The organism is Rhizomicrobium electricum (genome assembly GCF_011762045.1).
GTDB classification, from domain to species: Bacteria; Pseudomonadota; Alphaproteobacteria; order Micropepsales; family Micropepsaceae; genus Rhizomicrobium; species Rhizomicrobium electricum.
In genome coordinates this window covers 66,630-86,040 of sequence record NZ_JAASQS010000001.1, presented here as the reverse complement: position 1 = coordinate 86,040, position 19,411 = coordinate 66,630, and the positions used below count along the sequence as shown (strand labels likewise).

The 19,411-nt window shown below is 62.2% G+C and carries 20 protein-coding genes and 2 tRNA genes; 18 read left to right on the top strand and 4 right to left on the bottom strand.

The annotated features are described in order from the left end of the window. The first annotated feature begins 53 nt into the window (after positions 1-53). The 6 genes from FHS84_RS00475 to FHS84_RS00450 all read left to right on the top strand — a co-directional run bounded on the left by FHS84_RS00475 (position 54) and on the right by FHS84_RS00450 (position 5,181). Positions 54-138 (top strand) — tRNA-Leu (locus FHS84_RS00475). Between the two features lie 140 nt (positions 139-278). Further along, complete coding sequence (gene tig / locus FHS84_RS00470; protein WP_166929141.1) at positions 279-1,712, top strand: trigger factor; 1,434 nt, start codon at positions 279-281, stop codon at positions 1,710-1,712. Positions 1,713-1,890: 178 nt separating this feature from the next. Beyond that, the gene (locus tag FHS84_RS00465; RefSeq protein WP_166929130.1) at positions 1,891-2,328 is read left to right on the top strand and encodes a hypothetical protein; all 438 of its coding nucleotides are present in this window, start codon (positions 1,891-1,893) and stop codon (positions 2,326-2,328) included. 330 nt (positions 2,329-2,658) lie between these two features. Next, on the top strand, positions 2,659-3,027 hold the full coding sequence (locus FHS84_RS00460) for a UrcA family protein (RefSeq protein WP_166929127.1): 369 nt from the start codon (positions 2,659-2,661) through the stop codon (positions 3,025-3,027). A gap of 292 nt (positions 3,028-3,319) precedes the next feature. Next, complete coding sequence (locus FHS84_RS00455) at positions 3,320-3,673, top strand: UrcA family protein (RefSeq protein ID WP_208393595.1); 354 nt, start codon at positions 3,320-3,322, stop codon at positions 3,671-3,673. Between the two features lie 122 nt (positions 3,674-3,795). Continuing rightward, entirely contained in the window at positions 3,796-5,181 is a 1,386-nt protein-coding gene (locus FHS84_RS00450) for a M1 family metallopeptidase (protein ID WP_166929125.1), read from the top strand. Here the strand turns inward: FHS84_RS00450 and FHS84_RS00445 are convergent. Both FHS84_RS00445 and FHS84_RS00440 read right to left on the bottom strand, forming a co-directional pair. Beyond that, on the bottom strand, positions 5,150-5,692 hold the full coding sequence (locus FHS84_RS00445) for an aldo/keto reductase (RefSeq protein ID WP_166929122.1): 543 nt from the start codon (positions 5,690-5,692) through the stop codon (positions 5,150-5,152). The genes FHS84_RS00450 and FHS84_RS00445 overlap by 32 nt on opposite strands. Positions 5,693-5,825: 133 nt before the next feature. After that, complete coding sequence (locus FHS84_RS00440) at positions 5,826-6,911, bottom strand: alpha/beta hydrolase fold domain-containing protein (RefSeq protein ID WP_166929118.1); 1,086 nt, start codon at positions 6,909-6,911, stop codon at positions 5,826-5,828. Positions 6,912-7,111: 200 nt separating this feature from the next. Between FHS84_RS00440 and FHS84_RS00435 the strand changes: the two genes are divergently transcribed. Genes FHS84_RS00435 through FHS84_RS00420 form a run of 4 tightly spaced genes read left to right on the top strand, consistent with a single transcriptional unit; the run spans position 7,112 to position 9,553 of the window. Then, the gene (locus FHS84_RS00435; protein ID WP_166929116.1) at positions 7,112-7,357 is read left to right on the top strand and encodes a hypothetical protein; all 246 of its coding nucleotides are present in this window, start codon (positions 7,112-7,114) and stop codon (positions 7,355-7,357) included. Positions 7,358-7,366: 9 nt separating this feature from the next. Beyond that, positions 7,367-8,035: a DUF2975 domain-containing protein gene (locus tag FHS84_RS00430; protein WP_166929114.1), complete on the top strand. Its 669-nt coding sequence runs from the start codon at positions 7,367-7,369 to the stop codon at positions 8,033-8,035. A gap of 2 nt (positions 8,036-8,037) precedes the next feature. Further along, positions 8,038-8,271 carry a helix-turn-helix domain-containing protein gene (locus FHS84_RS00425; RefSeq protein WP_166929113.1) on the top strand — a complete coding sequence of 78 codons (234 nt, stop codon included), beginning with the start codon at positions 8,038-8,040 and terminating at the stop codon, positions 8,269-8,271. Continuing rightward, positions 8,264-9,553 carry a hypothetical protein gene (locus FHS84_RS00420; protein ID WP_208393593.1) on the top strand — a complete coding sequence of 430 codons (1,290 nt, stop codon included), beginning with the start codon at positions 8,264-8,266 and terminating at the stop codon, positions 9,551-9,553. The genes FHS84_RS00425 and FHS84_RS00420 overlap by 8 nt, the downstream gene beginning before the upstream one ends. On the opposite strand, the gene FHS84_RS00415 is transcribed toward FHS84_RS00420, so the two are convergent. Further along, positions 9,550-10,500, bottom strand: coding sequence for an SAM-dependent methyltransferase (locus FHS84_RS00415; RefSeq protein ID WP_166929111.1), 951 nt, complete (start codon positions 10,498-10,500; stop codon positions 9,550-9,552). The two genes, FHS84_RS00420 and FHS84_RS00415, sit on opposite strands and share 4 nt — an antisense overlap. 130 nt (positions 10,501-10,630) lie before the next feature. Here FHS84_RS00415 and FHS84_RS00410 point away from each other — a divergent pair, with 130 nt between their 5' ends. From FHS84_RS00410 to FHS84_RS00380, 7 genes are all read left to right on the top strand, one after another. Beyond that, entirely contained in the window at positions 10,631-10,987 is a 357-nt protein-coding gene (locus tag FHS84_RS00410; protein ID WP_208393591.1) for a type II toxin-antitoxin system RelE/ParE family toxin, read from the top strand. Further along, positions 10,984-11,274 (top strand): NadS family protein, encoded by a 291-nt coding sequence (gene nadS / locus FHS84_RS00405; RefSeq protein ID WP_166929109.1) that lies wholly within the window; start codon positions 10,984-10,986, stop codon positions 11,272-11,274. Before FHS84_RS00410 ends, nadS begins: the two co-directional genes overlap by 4 nt. 158 nt (positions 11,275-11,432) lie before the next feature. Then, entirely contained in the window at positions 11,433-12,062 is a 630-nt protein-coding gene (locus tag FHS84_RS00400; RefSeq protein ID WP_166929107.1) for an ATP-dependent Clp protease proteolytic subunit, read from the top strand. A 188-nt stretch (positions 12,063-12,250) separates the two neighbouring features. Beyond that, complete coding sequence (clpX, locus tag FHS84_RS00395; protein ID WP_166929105.1) at positions 12,251-13,519, top strand: ATP-dependent Clp protease ATP-binding subunit ClpX; 1,269 nt, start codon at positions 12,251-12,253, stop codon at positions 13,517-13,519. Positions 13,520-13,805: 286 nt separating this feature from the next. Further along, on the top strand, positions 13,806-16,226 hold the full coding sequence (lon, locus tag FHS84_RS00390; protein WP_166929103.1) for an endopeptidase La: 2,421 nt from the start codon (positions 13,806-13,808) through the stop codon (positions 16,224-16,226). 247 nt (positions 16,227-16,473) lie between these two features. Next, a complete protein-coding gene (locus tag FHS84_RS00385) occupies positions 16,474-16,746 on the top strand; it encodes an HU family DNA-binding protein (RefSeq protein ID WP_166929101.1) in 273 nt (90 codons plus the stop codon). Between the two features lie 150 nt (positions 16,747-16,896). After that, positions 16,897-18,051, top strand: coding sequence for an aminotransferase class V-fold PLP-dependent enzyme (locus tag FHS84_RS00380; RefSeq protein WP_166929099.1), 1,155 nt, complete (start codon positions 16,897-16,899; stop codon positions 18,049-18,051). Positions 18,052-18,086: 35 nt separating this feature from the next. On the opposite strand, the gene FHS84_RS00375 is transcribed toward FHS84_RS00380, so the two are convergent. Continuing rightward, positions 18,087-18,161 (bottom strand) — tRNA-Val (locus FHS84_RS00375). Between the two features lie 99 nt (positions 18,162-18,260). Between FHS84_RS00375 and FHS84_RS00370 the strand changes: the two genes are divergently transcribed. Then, positions 18,261-19,361 carry a DMT family transporter gene (locus FHS84_RS00370; RefSeq protein WP_208393587.1) on the top strand — a complete coding sequence of 367 codons (1,101 nt, stop codon included), beginning with the start codon at positions 18,261-18,263 and terminating at the stop codon, positions 19,359-19,361. Positions 19,362-19,411 lie beyond the last annotated feature (50 nt).

Here is a 19,411-nt window from a genome sequence, read left to right as displayed (position 1 = left end):
GGCGCCCTTCCGCCGGACCGCATCGTCGATGGGTCCGGTTGGGAGGCCCGCACGCGGGCGTGGCGGAACTGGCAGACGCACTCGGTTTAGGTCCGAGCGCCGCAAGGCTTGTGGGTTCAAATCCCTCCGCCCGCACCAGCCTACGCGTGTGGGTACACGCGAAGGCGCCGAATACGCTGGCGCGCCGAAGCCATGTTGGCGGAGGCGGACTATTGTTACCGCACGCACCGGCTCGGCGAGCCGCGCGGGCAGGTTTAGGAAGTTTGGGAAGAAAACAAATGCAGATTACCGAGACCGTCTCCGAAGGCCTGCGCCGTGAATATAAAGTGGTCGTGGCCGCGTCCGATCTGGACACCCGCCTTCTCGGCAAGATCGAAGAGATCAAGCCGAAGCTGAGCCTGAAGGGCTTTCGTCCGGGCAAGGCGCCCGTCTCCTACCTGAAGAAGACTTTCGGCAAGTCGATGATGGGCGAGATCGTCGAAGCGGCGGTCAACGAGGGCAGCCAGAAGGCGGTCACCGACAATTCGCTCAAAGTGGCGTTCCCGCCGCGCGTCGAGCCGGAAGGCGATCTGCAGGCCGTGGTCGACGGCAAGGCCGATCTCGAATTCAAGGTCATCGTCGACCTGATGCCCGACTTCGAACTCGCCGACGTTTCGACGCTCGACGTCGAGAAGCTGGTGGCCGATGTCTCCGACGAGGACGTCGACGAATCCTTGAAGCGCATCGCCGAACAGTCGCGCACCTATTCGTCGCGCGCCGAAGGCGAAGCGGCCGAGAAGGACGACGCCGTGCTGATCGATTTCGTCGGCACCGTCGACGGCGAAGAATTCCAGGGCGGCAAGGCCGAAGACTTCAACCTGACGCTCGGTTCGGGCCAGCTCATCCCCGGCTTCGAAGACCAGCTCATCGGCGCCAAGAAGGACGAGAAGCGCGACGTGAAGGTCACGTTCCCGGCCGACTATCCGGAAGCCAAGCTCGCCGCCAAGGACGCCGTGTTCGCGGTCACCGTGAAGGACGTCAAGAAGCCCGACGAACTGAAGATCGACGACGAGCTCGCCAAGACGCTCGGCCTCGACAGCCTCGGCACCCTCAAGGAACGCATCAAGGATCAGCTCAAGCGCGACTACGCCCAGGCCAGCCGCCTGCACTTGAAGCGCCGCATCCTCGACGCGCTCGATGAGAAGCATTCGTTCTCGCTGCCGCCGACCATGGTCGAAGGCGAATTCAACGGCATCTGGCGCCAGGTCGAAGCCGAGCTGAAGCGCGAAGGCAAGGCGCCGGAAGACGAAGGCAAGTCGGAAGAGGATCTGAAGAAGGAATATCACGAGATCGCCGAGCGCCGCGTGCGCCTCGGTCTGGTCCTCGCCCGCATCGGCGAGCAGAACGGTCTCACGGTCTCCAACGAGGAAGTGCAGCGCGCCATTGCGATGCGCGCCCGTCAGTTCCCCGGCCAGGAACAGCAGGTGTTCGAATTCTACGCCCGCAATGCTCAGGCCCAGGCCGAAGTCCGCGCGCCGATCTTCGAGGACAAGGTGGTCGACTTCATCGCCGAACTCGCCCAGATCCGCGAAACCAAGGTCGATCGCGCCACGCTGTTCCTCGACCCCGATGAGGCGCAGGAAAAGCTGAAGGGCGAAACGGCCGAGAAGCCCGAAAAGGCTGAGAAGCCGAAGAAGGCCAAGAAGGCCGACAAGAGCGAAAAGGCCGAGTAAGCCTCTTTCGTCACAGCAATACCGAAGGGCGTCCGGAAACGGGCGCCCTTTTTGTTTCTATGCACGCTGCAGTTGATACTACCTGTGCGAGATGGTCGCAGATTGCGGCGTTATCATTGCGCATCGTTTAGGTTCAGACGGCGGTATAACTGTTGTGCCGTACATCGGGGGATGGGCTATGAAAATTGCTGCGAGCCTGTTGGGGTTGAGTTTGCTTCTGGTTGGGTGTGCCCAAAGTCCATATCAACTTGGAATGTTCATTCCGGGCCGCATCGTGTCGCTCTCGGACGGTAAAATCCTGCCGATGCAGATCGAGCTCAGTTACGGCTCAGGTCACATGAAGGCCGTCAATCCCGACACGGGCGAGACCTTCGACGGCATCTACACCGCAATCAACGAAACGAAGTCCAGCCAAGTGTCGCGTCCGACGCTGTTCGGCGATCAGGACGTTGCATCGGAAACCACGGTTAGCGACGTTTCGCAGAGTTCCGCCGTCCTGGTCGGAAACAAAGGGACCGTGATTGACGTCAAGATGACGATCAAAGCTGGCGCTCCGCCGATCGGCTATGGCGATGGCGTCGATAACGCCGGCAAGAAATATCGTATCCAGTTCTGATCCCGCCGATGCACGTGCGGCCTGCCGGTATCGATCATCGCGCCGACGCGCGGTTCGATACACGGGGCCGTGTGGCGTGCGCCATTGACGTCAACGTTTGCAGATTTCGCGGCGCGAACGTTCCGAAACGCCGGGCCATGGCGGCATGGGGACTACTCGAGGCCGCCGTTGGCGGCGTCCGGCATACAACGTGGGCTTGGCAATAATATTACCAGAATGTGCGACATTCTGTGCTGGCGGTGCTCTCATGTTCGTGAAGAGCTTCATATTGTAAAGTGCTTCATGTGTTCCTATCTGGTTGGGCGTGGACATCACAGAAGGGACCTCACCATGAAACGCTTTTCGATTGCCGCCGCCGCGCTGACCGCTGCTCTGTCCGTTCCGGCTTTGTCGGTTCCGGCGTTGGCCGAAGGACATTCCGTTTTGGTGTCCGGCCTCGCGCCGATGCATGCGGGCGGCTACCAGCTCAAGACCATCAAAGTGACCTACGACGATATCGACGCCACCACGGCGCACGGTGCGAAGGCGCTGCTCGATCGCATCGCGGCGGCGGCGCGGATCGTGTGCGGCGAGCGCTCGGGATTTCTGATGAACGGCGAACGCGCCAAGGAGTTTGCAGCGTGCCGTGCGCGCGCCACCGCGCAAGCCGTCGAATCTCTCGGTATGCCCGATCTCGCCAAGATCGCAGCCACACGGTGATTACTGTTGCAGAGAAGGGGCGCTTACATATTTGATACCAAGCGCCCTTCATTGCATCGGCGATGCAGTGCTAAACCAACTGTGGCAGAGATTTGTCGCAACAACCGACAATCCGCATTATATCGCGATTGATCCGCATTTCGGCACGCTTGCAGCGCGGTAGTTGGAATTCACAGCATTGGCATTCGCATTCATCACGCGCATGTGAGACCTGCGGTCGCATTTGCATCCTTTAAACTCGGTAGCGGCATCCCATCTTTGAATGCGTCACTTGAAGGAAGGGAAACACTCTATGCATCGTAGTTCGTTTGCTGCCGCTGTGATGATTTCTGCTTTGATGTTCGTGCCGGCGATGGCGCAAAGCCTCACGGTAACGGGATCGGCGCCGTTGCAGGGGGGTGGTGTGGATCAGGTGTGGGCCAAGAAGGTTTCATATGCCGACCTCGATCTCGGCACGACCCAGGGCGCGACAACGCTGCTGAATCGCATCGACGTCGCCGCGCGTGCGGTCTGCGGCGAGCGCGAGGGCTATACGATGAATGCGGCCCGCGCCAAGGCGTTCGCGAAGTGCTATGCCCGCACGATGCACTACGCCATCAAAGAAGTTGATGCGCCGCAGCTGACTCAGCTCGCTGCCGCGCACTGAACATCCCAAAACGAAGGAGCGTCCCTAACCCTCCCGGTGGGACGCTCTTTCTTTATCCGCAGACATCGAACGCCTCGCCGACTCGGATATGGTGAGCCGGGGCGATTTCGTTAGGGGGCAATATGATCCGATCTCTTGTGCTGATGATGGCATTTGCTGTCGCCGCCGTTTCGGCGAGCGCCGCCATAACGGCGGAGCCTGTGCGCTACGATCTCAAGGCGCAGATCGAGCCCGGCACCGGAAGCGTGGCCGTCCGCGGCGAGATCGGAATGCAGCTCGAGCCCGGCGCGCGCCAGACGACATTCGTCCTGCACCGCAGCTTTGCGATCCGCAAGCTGCTGGTGGACGGCGTACCGGCGAAATTTTCCTATCAGACCGTCGATCCCACGCCGTTCAATCCGGCGGTGCGCAATGTCGTTGTCGATCTGCCGGCGCGTACGGCCGCGACGTTGAAGATGGACATTGTCTATGACGGCAAGCTGGAGGCGCTTCCGGAATGGGGCGCTTCGCCGGACACGAAGCTGGCGATGGACGATCAGGTGAACGACCGGATGGTTCAGCTCGCAAGCTATTCCTCGTGGTATCCGCAATTCGCGCCGTTCGGCCGTCACTTCCAGACGGAGTTGGAAATCTCGCTGCCGAAAGGATGGACGGCCGTCAGTGGCGGCGCCAAGCGTGACTTAGCTTCGGCGGACGGCCGCGCGGTGACGCACTGGTCGGTGCAGGACAATTTCGATCTGGCATTCGCTGCTGCCCCGAACTTCAAGGTCATCAAGACCCGAAGCTCCGGCGTGGAGATCGAGATCTATCACACCCAAATGCCCGACACGGTGATCGCGGGCGAAAGCACCGAGCTTGCGGCCGTGACCGCGCTGTTCACCGATGCCTTGGGAGAGGCGAATGTGCCCGGCGGCACGATCCGTCATGTCTATTCGCCGATGAAAAAGGGGCAGGGGCGTGCGGGCATCGCCAGGGCCGGCGTCATCATCACCTCCGAAGGACGGATGCTGGATGCCTTGATGGGCGATCCGAACTACTCGCTGCTGCAGGATCTCGCCCATGAGGTCGCCCATTTCTGGTGGCATTTCGGTTCCGGGCAGGGCGATTGGGTCAACGAGGCGTTTGCCGAATATTCCTCAGCGATTGCGGTGCGCGAAATCGGCGCGAAGGAGCGGTTCGACGGCGTTCTCGCTTACTATCGCAAGTGCGTCGCCGGGCTGCCCGCCACCGCGCCGTCTCTGGCCACGGTTCCGCAGCAGGGCGGCGACTTCTATGTGCGCTACTACAAAGGCTCTCTGATGCTGGACGACTTCCGCCGCAGCATGGGCGACGAGGCCTTCTTCAGTGCCGCGCGGGAGTTCTATCAGACCTACAAGACCACGCCGATCGGCACCGCCGAGTTCCGCGCCTTCTGGCGCACGCGCGTCGACGGCACCCGGCTGGATGCCTGGCTCGATCAAGGCGGACCGGCGCTTCCTACCAGCGCTGATGCACGTGCGGCGCAATGAGGCGGTCGTAGACGGACCGGGCCGCAGCCAGGGTTTCGGCGGAGAGGGGCGCAATCTCCGCCGCCTTGGCGTTCGACTTGGCCTGTTCGGCATTGCGCGCGCCGGGGATTACCACCGTCACCGCCGGGTCCATCAGTATCCAGCGTAGCGCGAACTGCGCCATCGCAGCACCTTGCGGCACGAGCTTTTTCAATTCCTCGACCGCCTGAAGCCCGATTTCGAGCGGCACGCCGGCAAACGTCTCGCCGACATCGAACGCTTCGCCGTGGCGGTTGAAGGCGCGGTGATCGCCTTGGCGCTCTTTCAGCACCTCGCGGATGATCGTTTCGGAACGGCCGTCGCCGTAGACGTCGGCGGTGTCGACAAAGGTCACGCCCGCATCGAGCGCGGCGTGGAGTGCGGCGCGGCCGTCGGCTTCGCTGACATCGCCCCAAGCCGAACCGATCTGCCAGGCGCCGAAGCCGATTTCGCTGACGGCGGTGGGTACTTTGCCGAACGGACGTGATCGCATCTGTCGTTGCTCCCTAAAGCGCTTTCAGGAAAAGTGGGAATCGGTTTTCCGTTCGAAAGCGCGACAATAGAAGAACCAAGCGCGAGGTAGCAGTGCGGCGCGAGAGCCGCAAGCACGCCTTTGGTCGGGAACGCTACGGTTTCAGGTGTTTGTCAAAGAATTTGGCGATCACATCCTGGGCTTCCCGTCCTTCGGGTATGTCGGAGCGGCCGACAAATGCGTGCCACATACCGTCCCAAACATGCAGGTCGGCTTCGACACCGGCCTTGACCAGTTCGCGCTGCGTATTGACGGCGGCACTCATCTCGTCCGACCGCGTACCGGTGATGAGGAGCGTGGGCGGGAAGGCCTTCAGCACTTCCGGCGACACGATGGGCGACATCAGCGGCGAATTGAGATCGGCGGTACCGTAATAGGGCGCCTCGTCGTAATGCGGCGGCTTGCGCGGATCGGGCGGCGTGTTGCCCAACAGACCGGGAACGAAAAACAGCGAGTCACCGGCCCATTTGGCATCGGCGCCCGCACACAGAATGCCGATGGCGCCGGGGCGGGGCAGTTTCTCTTTCTGGAACCACGCCGTGGCTTGTGCCGCGAGCAGCCCGCCGGCCGAACAGCCGTACATGCCGATGCCTTGGGCCGGATAGGTCTTGAGCAGCGCCTTGTACGCGGCGGCGACGTCTTCGCTCGCGGCGGGGAAGTGGTGCTCCGGTCCCATCCGGTAGTCGAGCGCAACCACTTTGATCTTCAGCTTCGCGGCGACCGGAATGACATCCATCATGCCGAAATTGATCGCGTCGCCCGCGACGAAGGCACCGCCGTGCAGGCCGATCAGCACGCGATGGCGATTGCGCGGTGCGATTCCGTCCTTCGGCGTCACCACCACGGCATGAATACCGCCGATCGTTTCTTCCTTGAGATCGACGCCGAACTGCTCCTGCAGCTTTTTGACGATCGGCACGTATCTGGCACGGATTTGCTCGCGTCCCTTCACGACGTCGGGCGGGCCATCGGGCTGAGCGGTGGCGGGCGCGGGCGGCTTGGGGCGCAGCATCTCGAGCAGGGCCGCTTTGGCTTCCGGGCTCATCCGTTCCGGCACCGGCTGCTGGAATGCCGGTACCTGCAGAATGCCGTTGGCATCGACTTTTTCCGTCACCGTCTCGGCGTGCGCGGTGATCGAAATCAGAATTGCGGCGGCTAGCGCCGAAATGCCCTTGCTCATGTTTGCCCCTTCCGACAACGCAGCCTTGTACCATCGCAGAATGACCATCCCGGTCACGTCGATGTGATGGCGAAACGCATACTCCGCCCTCTGGGCGAGCCGCTTGGTGACAGAATAAGTATATTTTCCTGTTGCTGTTTTTCGAGAAATGCATATTGATAATCGATATATACGCATTGTCTCTCGATAAGGAGGGTCCCATGAACATTCGTCAGGCAGCTCTAGGCGCGGGTTTGGCAGTCCTTCTGGTGTTCGGCGCCGATAGCGATCGGTCCGGCGCCCAGGCCGCGACGGCGCTCCACGCGTCGGCGGTACAGCCCGCTTGCGACATCGCCGGGATCAAAGAGACGGTGCGCGATGCGGCGCAAGCCGCCGGCACGGTTGTGCTGGATGTGGTGTTCGATGCGGCGGGCGAGCTTTTGGCCTGCGCCAAACAGGTTTTCTAGGAGGAAATGATGAAAGACACGCGCTGGATTGCCCGGCTGCTGAAATGGCTTTTTGTGGTTTGCGTGGTTGGCTGCATCATCGGCACGGTTGCCGTGGTGCTTGTGATGGTGATCGACCCGAAACTGTCGATGCTGGGCGGCAACGCCAATTTCAATTTCGACATGCTAGGCCAAGGCGGAACCGTGACGTTGACCAACAAGACCGCCATGGCCGATTGGATGCGCGGCAACGTGCATGTGCAGGTCAACGACGCCAACGGCCTGTTCGAAGTCATCAAACACCATGGCCTGCCGCTGGCGCTGATGTTCACGCTGTTCTATGCGGTTTTGTTCGATCTCCTGCGCCGCCTGTTCCGCAATGTCGTGCGCGGCGACAGCTTCACCCGCAACACTCTGCGGCTGGTGCAGGTTATCGGCCTGGCCTTGGTGGTGTTCTCGTTCGTGTCGGCCGCCGCGGAGGGCTGGTTCTATTTCGCCGTGACCGATTTCCTGACACATCACGCCACTGCCACCCTGGCGGGCTCGCCCGTGCCGATGTCGGGCAATACGGTTGCCTTCGACGATCACGGAGGCGGTCTCTTCAACTCGCTATTCCTGACCGGCCTCTTGGTGCTGGCGTTGTCGGAGGTGTTCCGCCAGGGGTTGGTGCTGAAGAACGAGCATGATTTGACGGTTTGACGATGGCGATCAAACTCAATCTCGACCGGGTGATGTTCGAACGGAAGTTCAGTTTGACCGAACTGGCCGAACGGATCGGCATCACCCTGGCGAATCTTTCCATCCTCAAGAACAACAAGGCGCGGGCGATCCGCTTTTCGACGCTCGACGCCTTGTGCCGGACGCTGAACTGCCAGCCCGGCGATATTATCGAATGGGTTCCTGGCGAGCCCGAAACGGACGACGATCATGAATGACACGGGCTGGCGCCGGTATGCGGCGATCGGTTTCTTCGCGGCGCTGCTGATGGCGCTTCCGGCGCATGCCGCATCGGTGCTGAACGCGGAAGCCGCCAAAGCGGTGTTCGCCGAAGCCAAGGCGGTATCCGACAAGGACGGCGGGGCATTGTGGGGCATGAAACTCTTCGGCCCGATCATGCTGGTCGACCCCGAGACCAGGACGCTGATCGCCAGCGAACCGGACGAGACGCTGAAAGCCCTGGACGGCGTGTTCGTCGGCACCATGCCGAAGGACATGCTGCCCGCCAACACGGCGCTCGATTGGCACGGCAAGCGCTGGACCATGCTGCAATGGCCCGTCTGGGGCGACAGGCAGGAACAGGCGCGTCTTCTGGCGCACGAGATGTTCCATCGTCTTCAGCCGGCGCTGCACCTGCATCCGAACGATGTTCCCAATCCGCATCTCGACACGCTGGAGGGCAGGCTGTGGCTGCAGCTCGAGTGGCGGGCGCTTGCGGTTGCGCTGACCTCGACGGGCAAGGCCCGCACCGATGCCATCCGCGACGCGCTCGCCTTCCGCGCCCGGCGCACTGTTCTGTTCCCCGGAGCGGCGGAACATGAACGCGGTCTCGAACTCAACGAAGGCGTGGCCGAGTATACCGGCCTGCGCGTCGCATCGGCCGATACGGCCTCGGCGCATTGGATCGCGGCGGGCAAACTGCTTTCCAGCAAAGAAAAGACCTGGGTGCGCTCGTTCCCGTATGTTTCGGGGCCTGCCTACGGTCTGCTGCTGGACGATCTGGCTCCGGGCTGGCGCGCCAAACTGACCGTCAAGTCCGATCTCTCCGTGGTGCTGGCTGCGGCGCTGCCGAAAGGGGCGGCGGTGGACGCCGTGGCACACGCCAAGCGCTATGGCGAGGCCGAGCTGCGTGTGATCGAAACCGAACGGGCGGCGGCAAACGAGGCGGTGCGGAAAGCCTATCGCGCCAAGCTGGTCGACGGCCCCATTCTGGTTCTGCCCAACCTGGGACAGCACTTCAACGTCAGTTTCGATCCGCGCGAAGTGGTGCCGCTGGACGAGGCAGGGACGGTCTATCCCACCATCACGGTCAGCGACGACTGGGGTTCGCTTGCCGTCAAAGAGGGCGCGCTGTTGTCGCCGGATTGGCAGCGCATCACCGTATCCGCTCCTGCCAGCAGCACGGAACGCGTGGGAGCAGGCTGGACGCTGACATTGGCGCCGGGCTGGAAGCTGGTGCCGACGGACAAGCCGGGCAGCTTAACGGTGAAGAAGGACTAGGATTTGGCAGTGAGGACGTAGTCGATGTTGTTGGTGAGAAGCTCGTCCTCGCTGTAGTCCTTGAGTTCGGCGCGTACCTCGGGCGTGAGGTACTCGCGGCCGAGGCCGTAATCGATCGGCGCCTTCTCGGCGATGGAAAGATACCTGTCGAAAATCTCTTCGTACTCGGCGAGCCGCATCTGGTTGAGATAGGAATTGGCCGGATAGCGGTTGGCGCGCAGATGATCCCAGGGCTGGGCCTTGCGGACGAATTTCTCGCCGAGCCGTTCCTTGTACCATTCGGGAAGATGGCTGCCGCTGATGCCGGTGAAGAGGTCGGGACGGATCAGGGCGACGCCGTTGGGATTGAGCGCGCCGGCCATGGCTTTCACCATGGCATCCACCTGCGGTTTCGGAATGTGCTCGAATACGTCGACCGAATAGATGAAGTCGAACCGTCCGGCTTCGGCCCAGTACGCCGGATCGGCGGCGTTGCGCACCGCGAGGCGGTCGGCAAAATTGCCCCAAAACGATACATCCGGCGTCAAGATTTTGCGTTCGACCAGAGCATCGCGCATCGCCCGGTACTGGCGCCGGTCGAGGGCGAGATAGCGCACGGCCGATTTGAGGGCGCGTTCGAGCCCGTTGGTGCGGGCCATGCGGAACAGGCGTGCGGGCGAGAACCGCAGCAGCGGATAATCGAGATCGACGCCATGGACGTCGACGCCCTGGTGCCAAAGCCACAGCATCCGCATCGGGCGCGTGCCGTAGCCGATTTCCAGCACCCGGCATTTGGCGAGCGGCTTGCCGCAATAACGGCGGGTGAGGGCATCGCCTTCGGCATAAAGCGCTTCGAGCGGCGCGAAGAACGATGCGTCGACGTCCTGATCGAGCCGCATCGCCAGAAGCGCGACGTCCTCGCGGATCTTGTCGAGCCAAGGCAGTGAGATCGATGAGGCCGACCGCATGAATTTCCCCGCGCAAAACCGGCGCCGCAGAGGCCGTCCCCCGCGAACCATCATAGCCTAATGACTGCACGGTAAATGGAGGCTGAAACGGCGCAGTCCTTGGATCGATCAGCTCGACAATTGGGCGCCAATGGCGTACATTCGGCTGATGTCGGGGGGACTGATAACCATCGCCGAGACGGCATTGTTCGTGCGTCAGGCGGAAGAGGTTTGGGACGATGCCGAACGGGAAGCGTTCGTGTCGTTCATTGCCGCGCATCCCGAGGTTGGGGATATCGTCCCCGAGACCGGTGGTGTCCGGAAGGTGCGATGGTCGCGATCCGGCAGTGGCAAACGCGGTGGTGTTCGGGTGATCTATTACTATTGCGATCCGCGGAGGCCGCTCTATTTGCTGATGGTGTACGCCAAGGCGCGGCAGGAGAATCTAGACCCGGAAGAAAAGCGGGAAATCCGCAAATTGACGGCAGTTTTGAAAGGGAGACGATGAGTAAGTTCGGACGCGAGTTGATCGACAGCCTGAAACAGGCGGTCAAACATGCCGAAGGCCGTAAAGTCGCCGGCATGCGGGTGACCGTCGTCGAGGCGCCCGATGTCAAAGCCATTCGCCGCTCGTTGCGCATGTCGCAGCAGCGCTTCGCGGCCAGCTACCGGATTCCGCTCGCCACTATCAAGAACTGGGAACAGAAGCGCCGCATGCCCGACGCTCCGGCAGCGGCCTATCTGCGGGCGATTGCGCGGAAGCCGAAAGAAGTGGCCGAGGCGGTGGCTGGGTGATGTTTCGAAGGCTTTCGAGAGCGCTAGCTTCGGTGCCCCTTTTCGATACAAGATTTCACCGTGTATGCCTGAAGAGTCACCCCGCCGCAGGGGCGGAAACACCCCGTTGACACATACCCGTTAGGCTACTCAACTCCTTCTCCGAATCAGGAGCCGCCATGAGAGACCCGCACGACGTTTACATGAACACGCTTGTCCCGATGGTCGTCGAACAGACCTCCAGGGGCGAACGCGCCTACGACATCTACTCCCGCTTGCTGAAGGAGCGGATCATCTTCATCACCGGGCCGGTGGAAGATTATGGCGCCAGTCTCATTACGGCACAGCTGCTCTTTTTGGAGGCCGAAAATCCCAAAAAAGAGATTTCCATGTACATCAACTCGCCGGGCGGCGTGGTCACGGCGGGTTTGGCCATTTATGACACCATGCAGTATATCCGCCCTACTATTCAGACTCTCTGCGTGGGACAGGCGGCTTCCGCTGCGTCGCTCCTGCTGTGCGCCGGCGACAAAGGCCAGCGTTTCTGCCTGCCGAATGCACGGATCCTGGTGCACCAGCCTTCTGCCTCCTACTACGGTCAAGCGGCCGATATTGCCCGGCATGCTCAGGAAATCGTCAAACTGAAGCGCCGGCTCAACGAAATTTACGCCAACCACACCGGGCAGTCGGTGGAAGCCATTGAAAAGGCTCTGGATCGAGATACCTATATGACCGCGGAAGAGGCCAAATCCTTTGGCCTGATCGACCAAGTCCTGAGTAAGCGCCCGGAAGCTACGGAGAATTCCTAACTTCGCAATTTGGCCTAAATAGTCAGGATGATAGCGGCTTAAACAAATCTTGATCCGCCTGGCGATAACGTGGTCGAATGAGCCGTCGCGGTGCCGATTTGGGTTGGCGCGGGTTGTGCAGGGCAGTGCAGGGAAGGCAACTGTTTTGCTGGTCATAAAGGGCGGGCCGGAAGGCTCGGAACGATGGAATGAGTAAATCCTCCGGCGGTGAGTCCAAGAACACGCTCTACTGTTCCTTCTGCGGCAAGAGCCAGCATGAGGTTCGCAAGCTGATCGCGGGCCCGACCGTCTTTATCTGCGACGAGTGCGTTGAACTCTGCATGGAGATCATCCGGGAGGAGAACAAGACCTCCTTCATGAAGAGCCGCGAAGGCGTGCCTTCGCCGGCCGAGATCTTCAAGGTTCTGGATGATTACGTCGTCGGCCAGCAGCACGCCAAGAAGGTGCTCTCGGTCGCGGTCCATAACCACTACAAGCGCATCAATTCCGGCGGCAAGAATTCCGACGTCGAACTCGCCAAGTCGAACATCCTGCTGCTCGGCCCGACCGGCTGCGGCAAGACCCTCTTGGCCCAGACGCTCGCCCGCATCCTCGACGTGCCCTTCACGATGGCCGACGCTACGACGCTGACCGAAGCCGGTTACGTCGGCGAGGATGTGGAAAACATCATCCTCAAGCTGCTCCAGAACGCCGACTACAATGTCGAGCGGGCGCAGCGCGGCATCGTCTACATCGACGAAATCGACAAGATCAGCCGCAAGTCCGACAATCCGTCGATCACCCGCGACGTGTCGGGCGAAGGCGTGCAGCAGGCGCTGTTGAAGATCATGGAAGGCACCGTTGCCTCCGTGCCTCCGCAGGGCGGCCGCAAGCATCCGCAGCAGGAATTCCTGCAGGTCGACACCTCGAACATCCTGTTCATCTGCGGCGGCGCGTTTGCCGGTCTCGACAAGATCATCTCGCAGCGGACCACCGGCTCCTCGATGGGCTTCGGCGCCGTTGTGCGCGCGCCCGACGAACGCACCACCGGCGAAGTGCTGCGCGACGTGGAACCGGAAGATCTGCTCAAGTTCGGCCTGATCCCGGAATTCATCGGCCGTCTGCCGGTCATCGCCACCTTGGGCGATCTCACCGAGCCGGCGCTGATCGAAATCCTGACCCGCCCGAAGAACGCGTTGGCCAAGCAGTATCAGCGCCTGATGGAAATGGAAGGCGTCAAGCTCCGCTTCCAGGAAGAGGCGTTGCACGCCATCTCGAAGAAGGCCATCCAGCGCCGGACCGGCGCCCGCGGCCTCCGCTCGATCATGGAAGCGATCCTGCTCAACACCATGTACGAACTGCCGACCATGCAGGGCGTGCAGGAAGTCGTCATCACCGCCGATGTCGTGGAGGGCAGGGCCCAGCCGCTCTACACTTACTCCGACAAGGCCCCGGTGCAGCAGCAGAGCGCATCGTAACCTTTTGCGCTTTCAGGATATCCGGCCGGCACCGAAAGGTTGCCGGCCGTTCCTGTTTTTGGGGAAAGTCCCTATGATTTTAGGGGGTTAGCGTCGGATTTTGTGTCCGGCAAGGCGCGCGGGACGGGATAATGGCATTCCCGTGTGACGGTGCCTTGAAACCATTAATTCGGAAGCCCACTTTACACTCAGGAGTCGGCCCATTCCGGGCGACAGAACAGGTCCTCCGTGCCCATCTGGGGCGGCCATGCCTGCAACCGCCGGTCACCCCGGCGAGGAGAACATGATGTCAGATCCAGTCGTCGCGAAGTCCGATCCTGGCGGCCAAACCGTTCCTGTGCTGCCGCTCCGCGACATTGTCGTATTCCCGCACATGATCGTGCCGCTGTTCGTCGGGCGCGAGAAGTCGGTGCGTGCGCTCGAGGAGGTGATGAGCGAGGAAAAGCAGATCCTGCTGCTCACCCAGAAGAACGCCGCCGACGACGATCCGACGCCGGACGGTCTGCACAAGATCGGCACCATGGCGACCGTGCTGCAGCTGTTGAAGCTGCCCGACCAGACCGTCCGCGTGCTGGTCGAAGGCAAGTCGCGCGCCCGCGTGCGCGGCTTCACCCCCCGCACCGATTTCTTCCAGGGCATCATCGATCCGGTGTTCGAGACCATCGGCGAGGGACGTGAGACCGAAGCGCTGGTGCGCACGGTCAAGACCAATTTCGAGCAGTACATCAAACTGAACCGCAAGGTGCCGGCGGAGACGCTGGCGTCGGTGGCGCAGATCGAAGATCCGGCCAAGCTGGCCGACACCGTCGCCTCGCATCTGTCGGTGAAGATCGGCGACCGTCAGGCCTTGCTGGAGACGCTGGATACGGCCGAGCGCCTGGAGAAGGTCCTCAGCCTGATCGAAGGTGAGATCGGCGTGTTGCAGGTCGAGCGCAAGATCAAGAGCCGCGTCAAGCGCCAGATGGAGAAGACCCAGCGCGAGTACTATCTGAACGAGCAGTTGAAGGCCATTCAGAAGGAACTCGGCGAAGGCGAAGAAGGCCGCGACGAGCTCAACGAACTCGAAGAACGCATCCGCAAGACCAAGCTGTCGAAGGAAGCGCGCGAGAAGGCCCAAGGCGAAATGCGCAAGCTTCGCCAGATGAGCCCGATGAGCGCCGAAGCCACCGTCGTGCGCAACTATCTCGACTGGCTGCTCAGCCTGCCGTGGGGCAAGAAGTCCAAGATCAAGAAGGACATCAAGCTCGCCGAGGACATCCTCAACGAGGACCATTACGGCCTCGAGAAGGTCAAGGAGCGCATCCTTGAGTACCTCGCGGTGCAGCAGCGCGCCGGCAAGATGAAAGGCCCGATCCTGTGCCTCGTCGGTCCGCCGGGCGTCGGCAAGACCAGCCTCGGCAAGTCGATCGCGCGCGCCACGGGTCGCGAGTTCGTGCGCATGTCCTTGGGTGGCGTGCGGGACGAAGCGGAAATCCGCGGTCACCGTCGTACCTATATCGGCTCGATGCCCGGCAAGGTCGTCCAGTCGATGAAGAAGGCGAAGTCGTCCAATCCGATGTTCCTGCTCGACGAGATCGACAAGCTCGGTGCGGACTGGCGGGGCGATCCGTCGTCGGCGCTGCTGGAGGTGTTGGACCCCGAGCAGAACCACGCCTTCAACGATCACTACCTGGAAGTCGATTTCGATCTTTCCGACGTGATGTTCATCACCACGGCCAACTCCTTGCGTATGCCGCAGCCGTTGATGGACCGCATGGAGATCATCCGCATCCCCGGCTACACCGAGGATGAGAAGGTCGAGATTTCCAAGCGCCACCTGATCCCGAAGGTCGTCAAGGCCCACGGGTTGAAGGACGGCGAGTGGTCGATCACCGATGAAGGCTTGCGCGATTTGATCCGCTATTACACGCGGGAGGCGGGCGTTCGTAATCTCGAACGCGAAATCGCCAACCTGGCGCGCAAGGCGGTCAAGGATCTGGTCTCGAACAAGGCGACCAAGATCGAAGTCACGCCGGAAAACCTCAACACCTATGCCGGCATTCGTCAGTTCCGGTATGGCGAGGTCGAAGGCGAGGATCAGGTCGGCGTCGTGACGGGTCTGGCCTGGACCGAAGTCGGCGGCGACACGCTGCAGATCGAGGCGGTGGAAATGCCCGGCAAGGGCCGGATGCAGACCACCGGCAAGCTCGGCGACGTGATGAAGGAGTCGATCGACGCGGCGCGGTCCTATGTCCGCTCCAAGGCGACCACCTTCGGCATCAAGCCGCCGCTGTTCGACCAGCGCGACATCCACGTGCATGTGCCGGAAGGCGCGACACCCAAGGACGGTCCGTCGGCCGGCGTGGCGATGAGCGTTGCCATCATCTCGGTGCTGACCGGCATTCCGGTGCGCCGTGACGTGGCGATGACCGGCGAAGTCACCTTGCGCGGCCGCGTGCTGCCGATCGGCGGCTTGAAGGAGAAGCTGCTGGCGGCCTTGCGGGCGGGCATCAAGACGGTGCTGATCCCGCAGGAGAACGAGAAGGATCTCGAGGACATTCCGGATAACGTGAAGACCAACCTCAAGATCGTGCCGGTCGCCAAGGTCAGCGAGGTGTTGAAAGTGGCTCTCACCCGCGAGCCCGAGCCGATCGAGTGGGTCGAGCCCGAGATTGCCGCTACCGCCGCGGTTTCCGGCGGAGACGGCGATGCGGTCATAACCCATTAATCCATAAAGGCTTTCCGGCCGGGCAGTGCTCGGCCGGAAGGTTCTTGCCGCCGAAGGGCGCGGGAAAAAAGGCCGAATCCGGCCTTTTTTTGTGAGAGTTCCGCGAGTTTGGGGCCTGTTTTCCTTGCCGGGCCGGCCCCGCGGGCCCTAGATTCCCTGCCGTCGCCGCGGCGATTCCTGAGTTTGAGGCGACGACGCGCAAAATCGCGCAGACTCTTTGCGCACGCCGTTTGAAGGAGCCAATCCCGTGAACAAGAACGATCTGATCCAGAAACTCGCGGACCACACCGGTCTCGTTAAGAACGACGCGGCCAAGGCGGTCGACGGCGTGTTCGACCTGATCGCTGCCGCTCTCAAGGCCGGCGACGAAGTCCGTCTCACCGGATTCGGCGTTTTCGTGGTTGCCACGCGCGCCGGCGGCAAGGGCCGCAATCCGCAGACCGGCGAAGAAATCACCATCAAGCCGTCGCGCCAGCCGCGCTTCCGCCCCGGCAAACAGCTCAAAGATTCGCTGAACTAAGCCGAGCCGGTTTTCTTCTTCTCGACAGGACGGATGTGGTTTCACATCCGTCCTGTTGTAGTTTCCGTGACACGTTCGCTTTCACGTGGAGTTTATGAGGCGTCCGAGCCCGCAGGCATTATTTGCTGAATGTGGACTTGGAGGATGACGATGACTGCGCTCGAGCTGCCGTCTCAGCGTGCATTGTTCGATGTGCCGGACGATGTCGCCTATTTCAACGCCGCCTATAATTCACCGCTGCTGAACGCCTCGCGCGACCGTCTGCTGGCCGGTGCCGCAAGCAAGAGCCATCCCTGGGAACGCACGGCGGCGAGCTTCTTCGACGATGCCGATACCGTGCGCCGTTTGGCCAGTGACGTATTGGGTGGCGACGCCGACGGCTATGCCGTCGTTCCGGCCGCGAGCTACGGCTGCAGCGCCGCTGCGCGCGCCGTCGAACCGACGCTGGGGCGTGGCGACAAGATCGTCGTCATGGACGAGGAGTTTCCGAGCAACTACCTGCCGTGGGAGCGCAGCGCGCGCGAACGGGGCGCCGAGATCGTCACGGTGCCGACGCCCGCCGACGGCGATTGGACCAAGGCCTATCTGACGCTGATCGTGCCCGGTGTGAAGGTCGTGGCGGCCGGGCAGTGTCACTGGACCAACGGTGCATTCGTCGATCTCGTCGTGCTCGGCGAAGCGTGTCGCGCCGTAGGGGCGAGTCTGGCGTTGGACCTGACGCAATCGCTGGGCGCGATGCCGTTCGATATCGCGGCGGTTCAGCCCGATTTCGTCTATGCCGCGGGCTACAAATGGCTGCTCTGTCCGTACGGGTTCGGCCTGATGTATGTCGCGCCTGCATGGCGCGATGCGCGTCCGCTGGAGGAATCCTGGCTCAAGCGCGAGAACGCCGAGAACTTTGCCGGGCTGGTGAAGTATGCGCCCAAGTACGCGCCCGGCGCGCGCCGCTTCGATGTCGGCGAAACCGTCGTGCCGACGGTTCTTCCCGGTGCCATTGCAGCCCTGGAGCAGCTTAAGGCGTGGAGTGTGCCGGCCATCGCGGCGTCGCTGGCCCGGATCAATGCGCGGATCGCGGAGGCTCTGGAGCGGTTCGGGTTCGCGTTGCCGCCGCAGCAGCTGCGCAGTCCGCATATGTTCGGCGCCCAGCTTCCGGCGCGGTATCGGGGCAATCTGGTCGCGGACTTGGCGGCGCGGCGGATCTACATCAGCCAGCGCGGCAATGCCGTCCGCTTCGCTCCTCACCTGCACGTCAACGCGGCCGATCTGGACCGGCTGGAGCAAAGCCTGGAGGCGCTGCTGCGCTAGATCGTCTCGATAAATGTAGGAAAATCAAGGAATTGTGGTGGGCGGTGAGAGTTTCGAACTCCCGACCCTCTCGGTGTAAACGAGATGCTCTACCGCTGAGCTAACCGCCCGGAGGCGCCTCAATATAGCACCAGCCGGGCGGCGGCAATTCCCAACGAGACGGAGTCTGCGATCGCTCGGGCACCGTGGTTTTCGTCTACACTCCCGCCATGTTCAAGCATTCCCATATTTCCTGGCCTGGTGTTCCGCTGGCGCTCTCGTCGGCGGTTTTGTTCGGCGCCAGCACGCCGTTCGCCAAGCTGCTGCTCGGCAACGGGATCGGTCCCTGGCTGCTGGCCGGTCTGTTGTATCTCGGCTCCGGGATAGGGCTCGGCCTGTATGGTTCTCTGCGCCGGTCGGCCGGTCCTGTCTCGACCGAGGCGCCTTTGCGGCGCGCGGATATTCCCTGGCTGGCGCTGGTGATCCTTTGCGGCGGCGTTGCCGGACCGCTGCTCTTGATGCTCGGTCTGACCCGCACGCCGGCATCGTCCGCAGCTCTGCTGCTCAATCTCGAAGGTCTCGCCACCATGGCGATCGCCTGGGTGGTGTTCCGCGAGAATGTGGATCGCCGCTTGCTCGTGGGAGCCGCCGCCATTCTCGCCGGTGCGGTCGTGCTGTCGTGGAGCGGCGGCGTGCAGCCGGTCGGATGGGGCGCACTGTTCATCGCCGGTGCGTGCGTCGCGTGGGGCATCGACAACAACCTGACGCGCAAACTCTCCGGGTCCGACCCGGTGCAGATCGCGGCCGTGAAAGGGCTGGTTGCCGGGACCGTCAATTTCGCGCTGGCTGTGGCGAGCGGGGCAAGCCTGCCGGCCGTGTTGCCGCTGGCCGGGGCCGCGATGATCGGCTTGCTGGGGTACGGCGTATCGCTGGTCCTGTTCGTCCTGGCTTTGCGCCATTTGGGCAGCGCCCGCACGGGGGCCTATTTCTCGATGGCTCCGTTCATCGGCGCGGCCTTGGCGGTGGGGATGCTCGCCGAGCCCGTCTCGCTGCGCTTGGGCATTGCCGCGGTTCTGATGGGGATCGGGCTGTGGCTGCATTTGACCGAACGCCACGACCACGAACATACCCACGAAGAGATGGAACACGAGCACCGGCACGTCCATGACGCGCATCATCAGCACGCTCATACCGATGCCGATCCGCCGGGCGAGCCTCACACTCACCGGCACAAGCACGCGCCGCTGGTGCATACCCATCCGCATTATCCGGACCTGCATCACCGCCACAATCACGGTCTCGACAGCGATGGCCACACGGATACAAAGTAGCTTATGACCGAGCCATTACTGCGCTGCTTGCGTTGGGACGAGGAGGGCGA

What these genes read in the sequence shown, in the direction of transcription:
- FHS84_RS00370 (WP_208393587.1), top strand. Translation starts at nt 18,261, where the DNA reads ATGTTCAAGCATTCCCATATTTCCTGGCCTGGTGTTCCGCTGGCGCTC.
- FHS84_RS00380 (WP_166929099.1), top strand. Translation starts at nt 16,897, where the DNA reads ATGACTGCGCTCGAGCTGCCGTCTCAGCGTGCATTGTTCGATGTGCCG.
- FHS84_RS00420 (WP_208393593.1), top strand. Translation starts at nt 8,264, where the DNA reads ATGAATGACACGGGCTGGCGCCGGTATGCGGCGATCGGTTTCTTCGCG.
- nadS (WP_166929109.1), top strand. Translation starts at nt 10,984, where the DNA reads ATGAGTAAGTTCGGACGCGAGTTGATCGACAGCCTGAAACAGGCGGTC.
- FHS84_RS00455 (WP_208393595.1), top strand. Translation starts at nt 3,320, where the DNA reads ATGCATCGTAGTTCGTTTGCTGCCGCTGTGATGATTTCTGCTTTGATG.
- FHS84_RS00460 (WP_166929127.1), top strand. Translation starts at nt 2,659, where the DNA reads ATGAAACGCTTTTCGATTGCCGCCGCCGCGCTGACCGCTGCTCTGTCC.
- FHS84_RS00410 (WP_208393591.1), top strand. Translation starts at nt 10,631, where the DNA reads ATGGCGTACATTCGGCTGATGTCGGGGGGACTGATAACCATCGCCGAG.
- FHS84_RS00440 (WP_166929118.1), bottom strand. Translation starts at nt 6,911, where the DNA reads ATGAGCAAGGGCATTTCGGCGCTAGCCGCCGCAATTCTGATTTCGATC.
- lon (WP_166929103.1), top strand. Translation starts at nt 13,806, where the DNA reads ATGTCAGATCCAGTCGTCGCGAAGTCCGATCCTGGCGGCCAAACCGTT.
- FHS84_RS00450 (WP_166929125.1), top strand. Translation starts at nt 3,796, where the DNA reads ATGATCCGATCTCTTGTGCTGATGATGGCATTTGCTGTCGCCGCCGTT.
- FHS84_RS00465 (WP_166929130.1), top strand. Translation starts at nt 1,891, where the DNA reads ATGAAAATTGCTGCGAGCCTGTTGGGGTTGAGTTTGCTTCTGGTTGGG.
- tig (WP_166929141.1), top strand. Translation starts at nt 279, where the DNA reads ATGCAGATTACCGAGACCGTCTCCGAAGGCCTGCGCCGTGAATATAAA.
- FHS84_RS00435 (WP_166929116.1), top strand. Translation starts at nt 7,112, where the DNA reads ATGAACATTCGTCAGGCAGCTCTAGGCGCGGGTTTGGCAGTCCTTCTG.
- FHS84_RS00430 (WP_166929114.1), top strand. Translation starts at nt 7,367, where the DNA reads ATGAAAGACACGCGCTGGATTGCCCGGCTGCTGAAATGGCTTTTTGTG.
- FHS84_RS00445 (WP_166929122.1), bottom strand. Translation starts at nt 5,692, where the DNA reads ATGCGATCACGTCCGTTCGGCAAAGTACCCACCGCCGTCAGCGAAATC.
- FHS84_RS00415 (WP_166929111.1), bottom strand. Translation starts at nt 10,500, where the DNA reads ATGCGGTCGGCCTCATCGATCTCACTGCCTTGGCTCGACAAGATCCGC.
- clpX (WP_166929105.1), top strand. Translation starts at nt 12,251, where the DNA reads ATGAGTAAATCCTCCGGCGGTGAGTCCAAGAACACGCTCTACTGTTCC.
- FHS84_RS00400 (WP_166929107.1), top strand. Translation starts at nt 11,433, where the DNA reads ATGAGAGACCCGCACGACGTTTACATGAACACGCTTGTCCCGATGGTC.
- FHS84_RS00425 (WP_166929113.1), top strand. Translation starts at nt 8,038, where the DNA reads ATGGCGATCAAACTCAATCTCGACCGGGTGATGTTCGAACGGAAGTTC.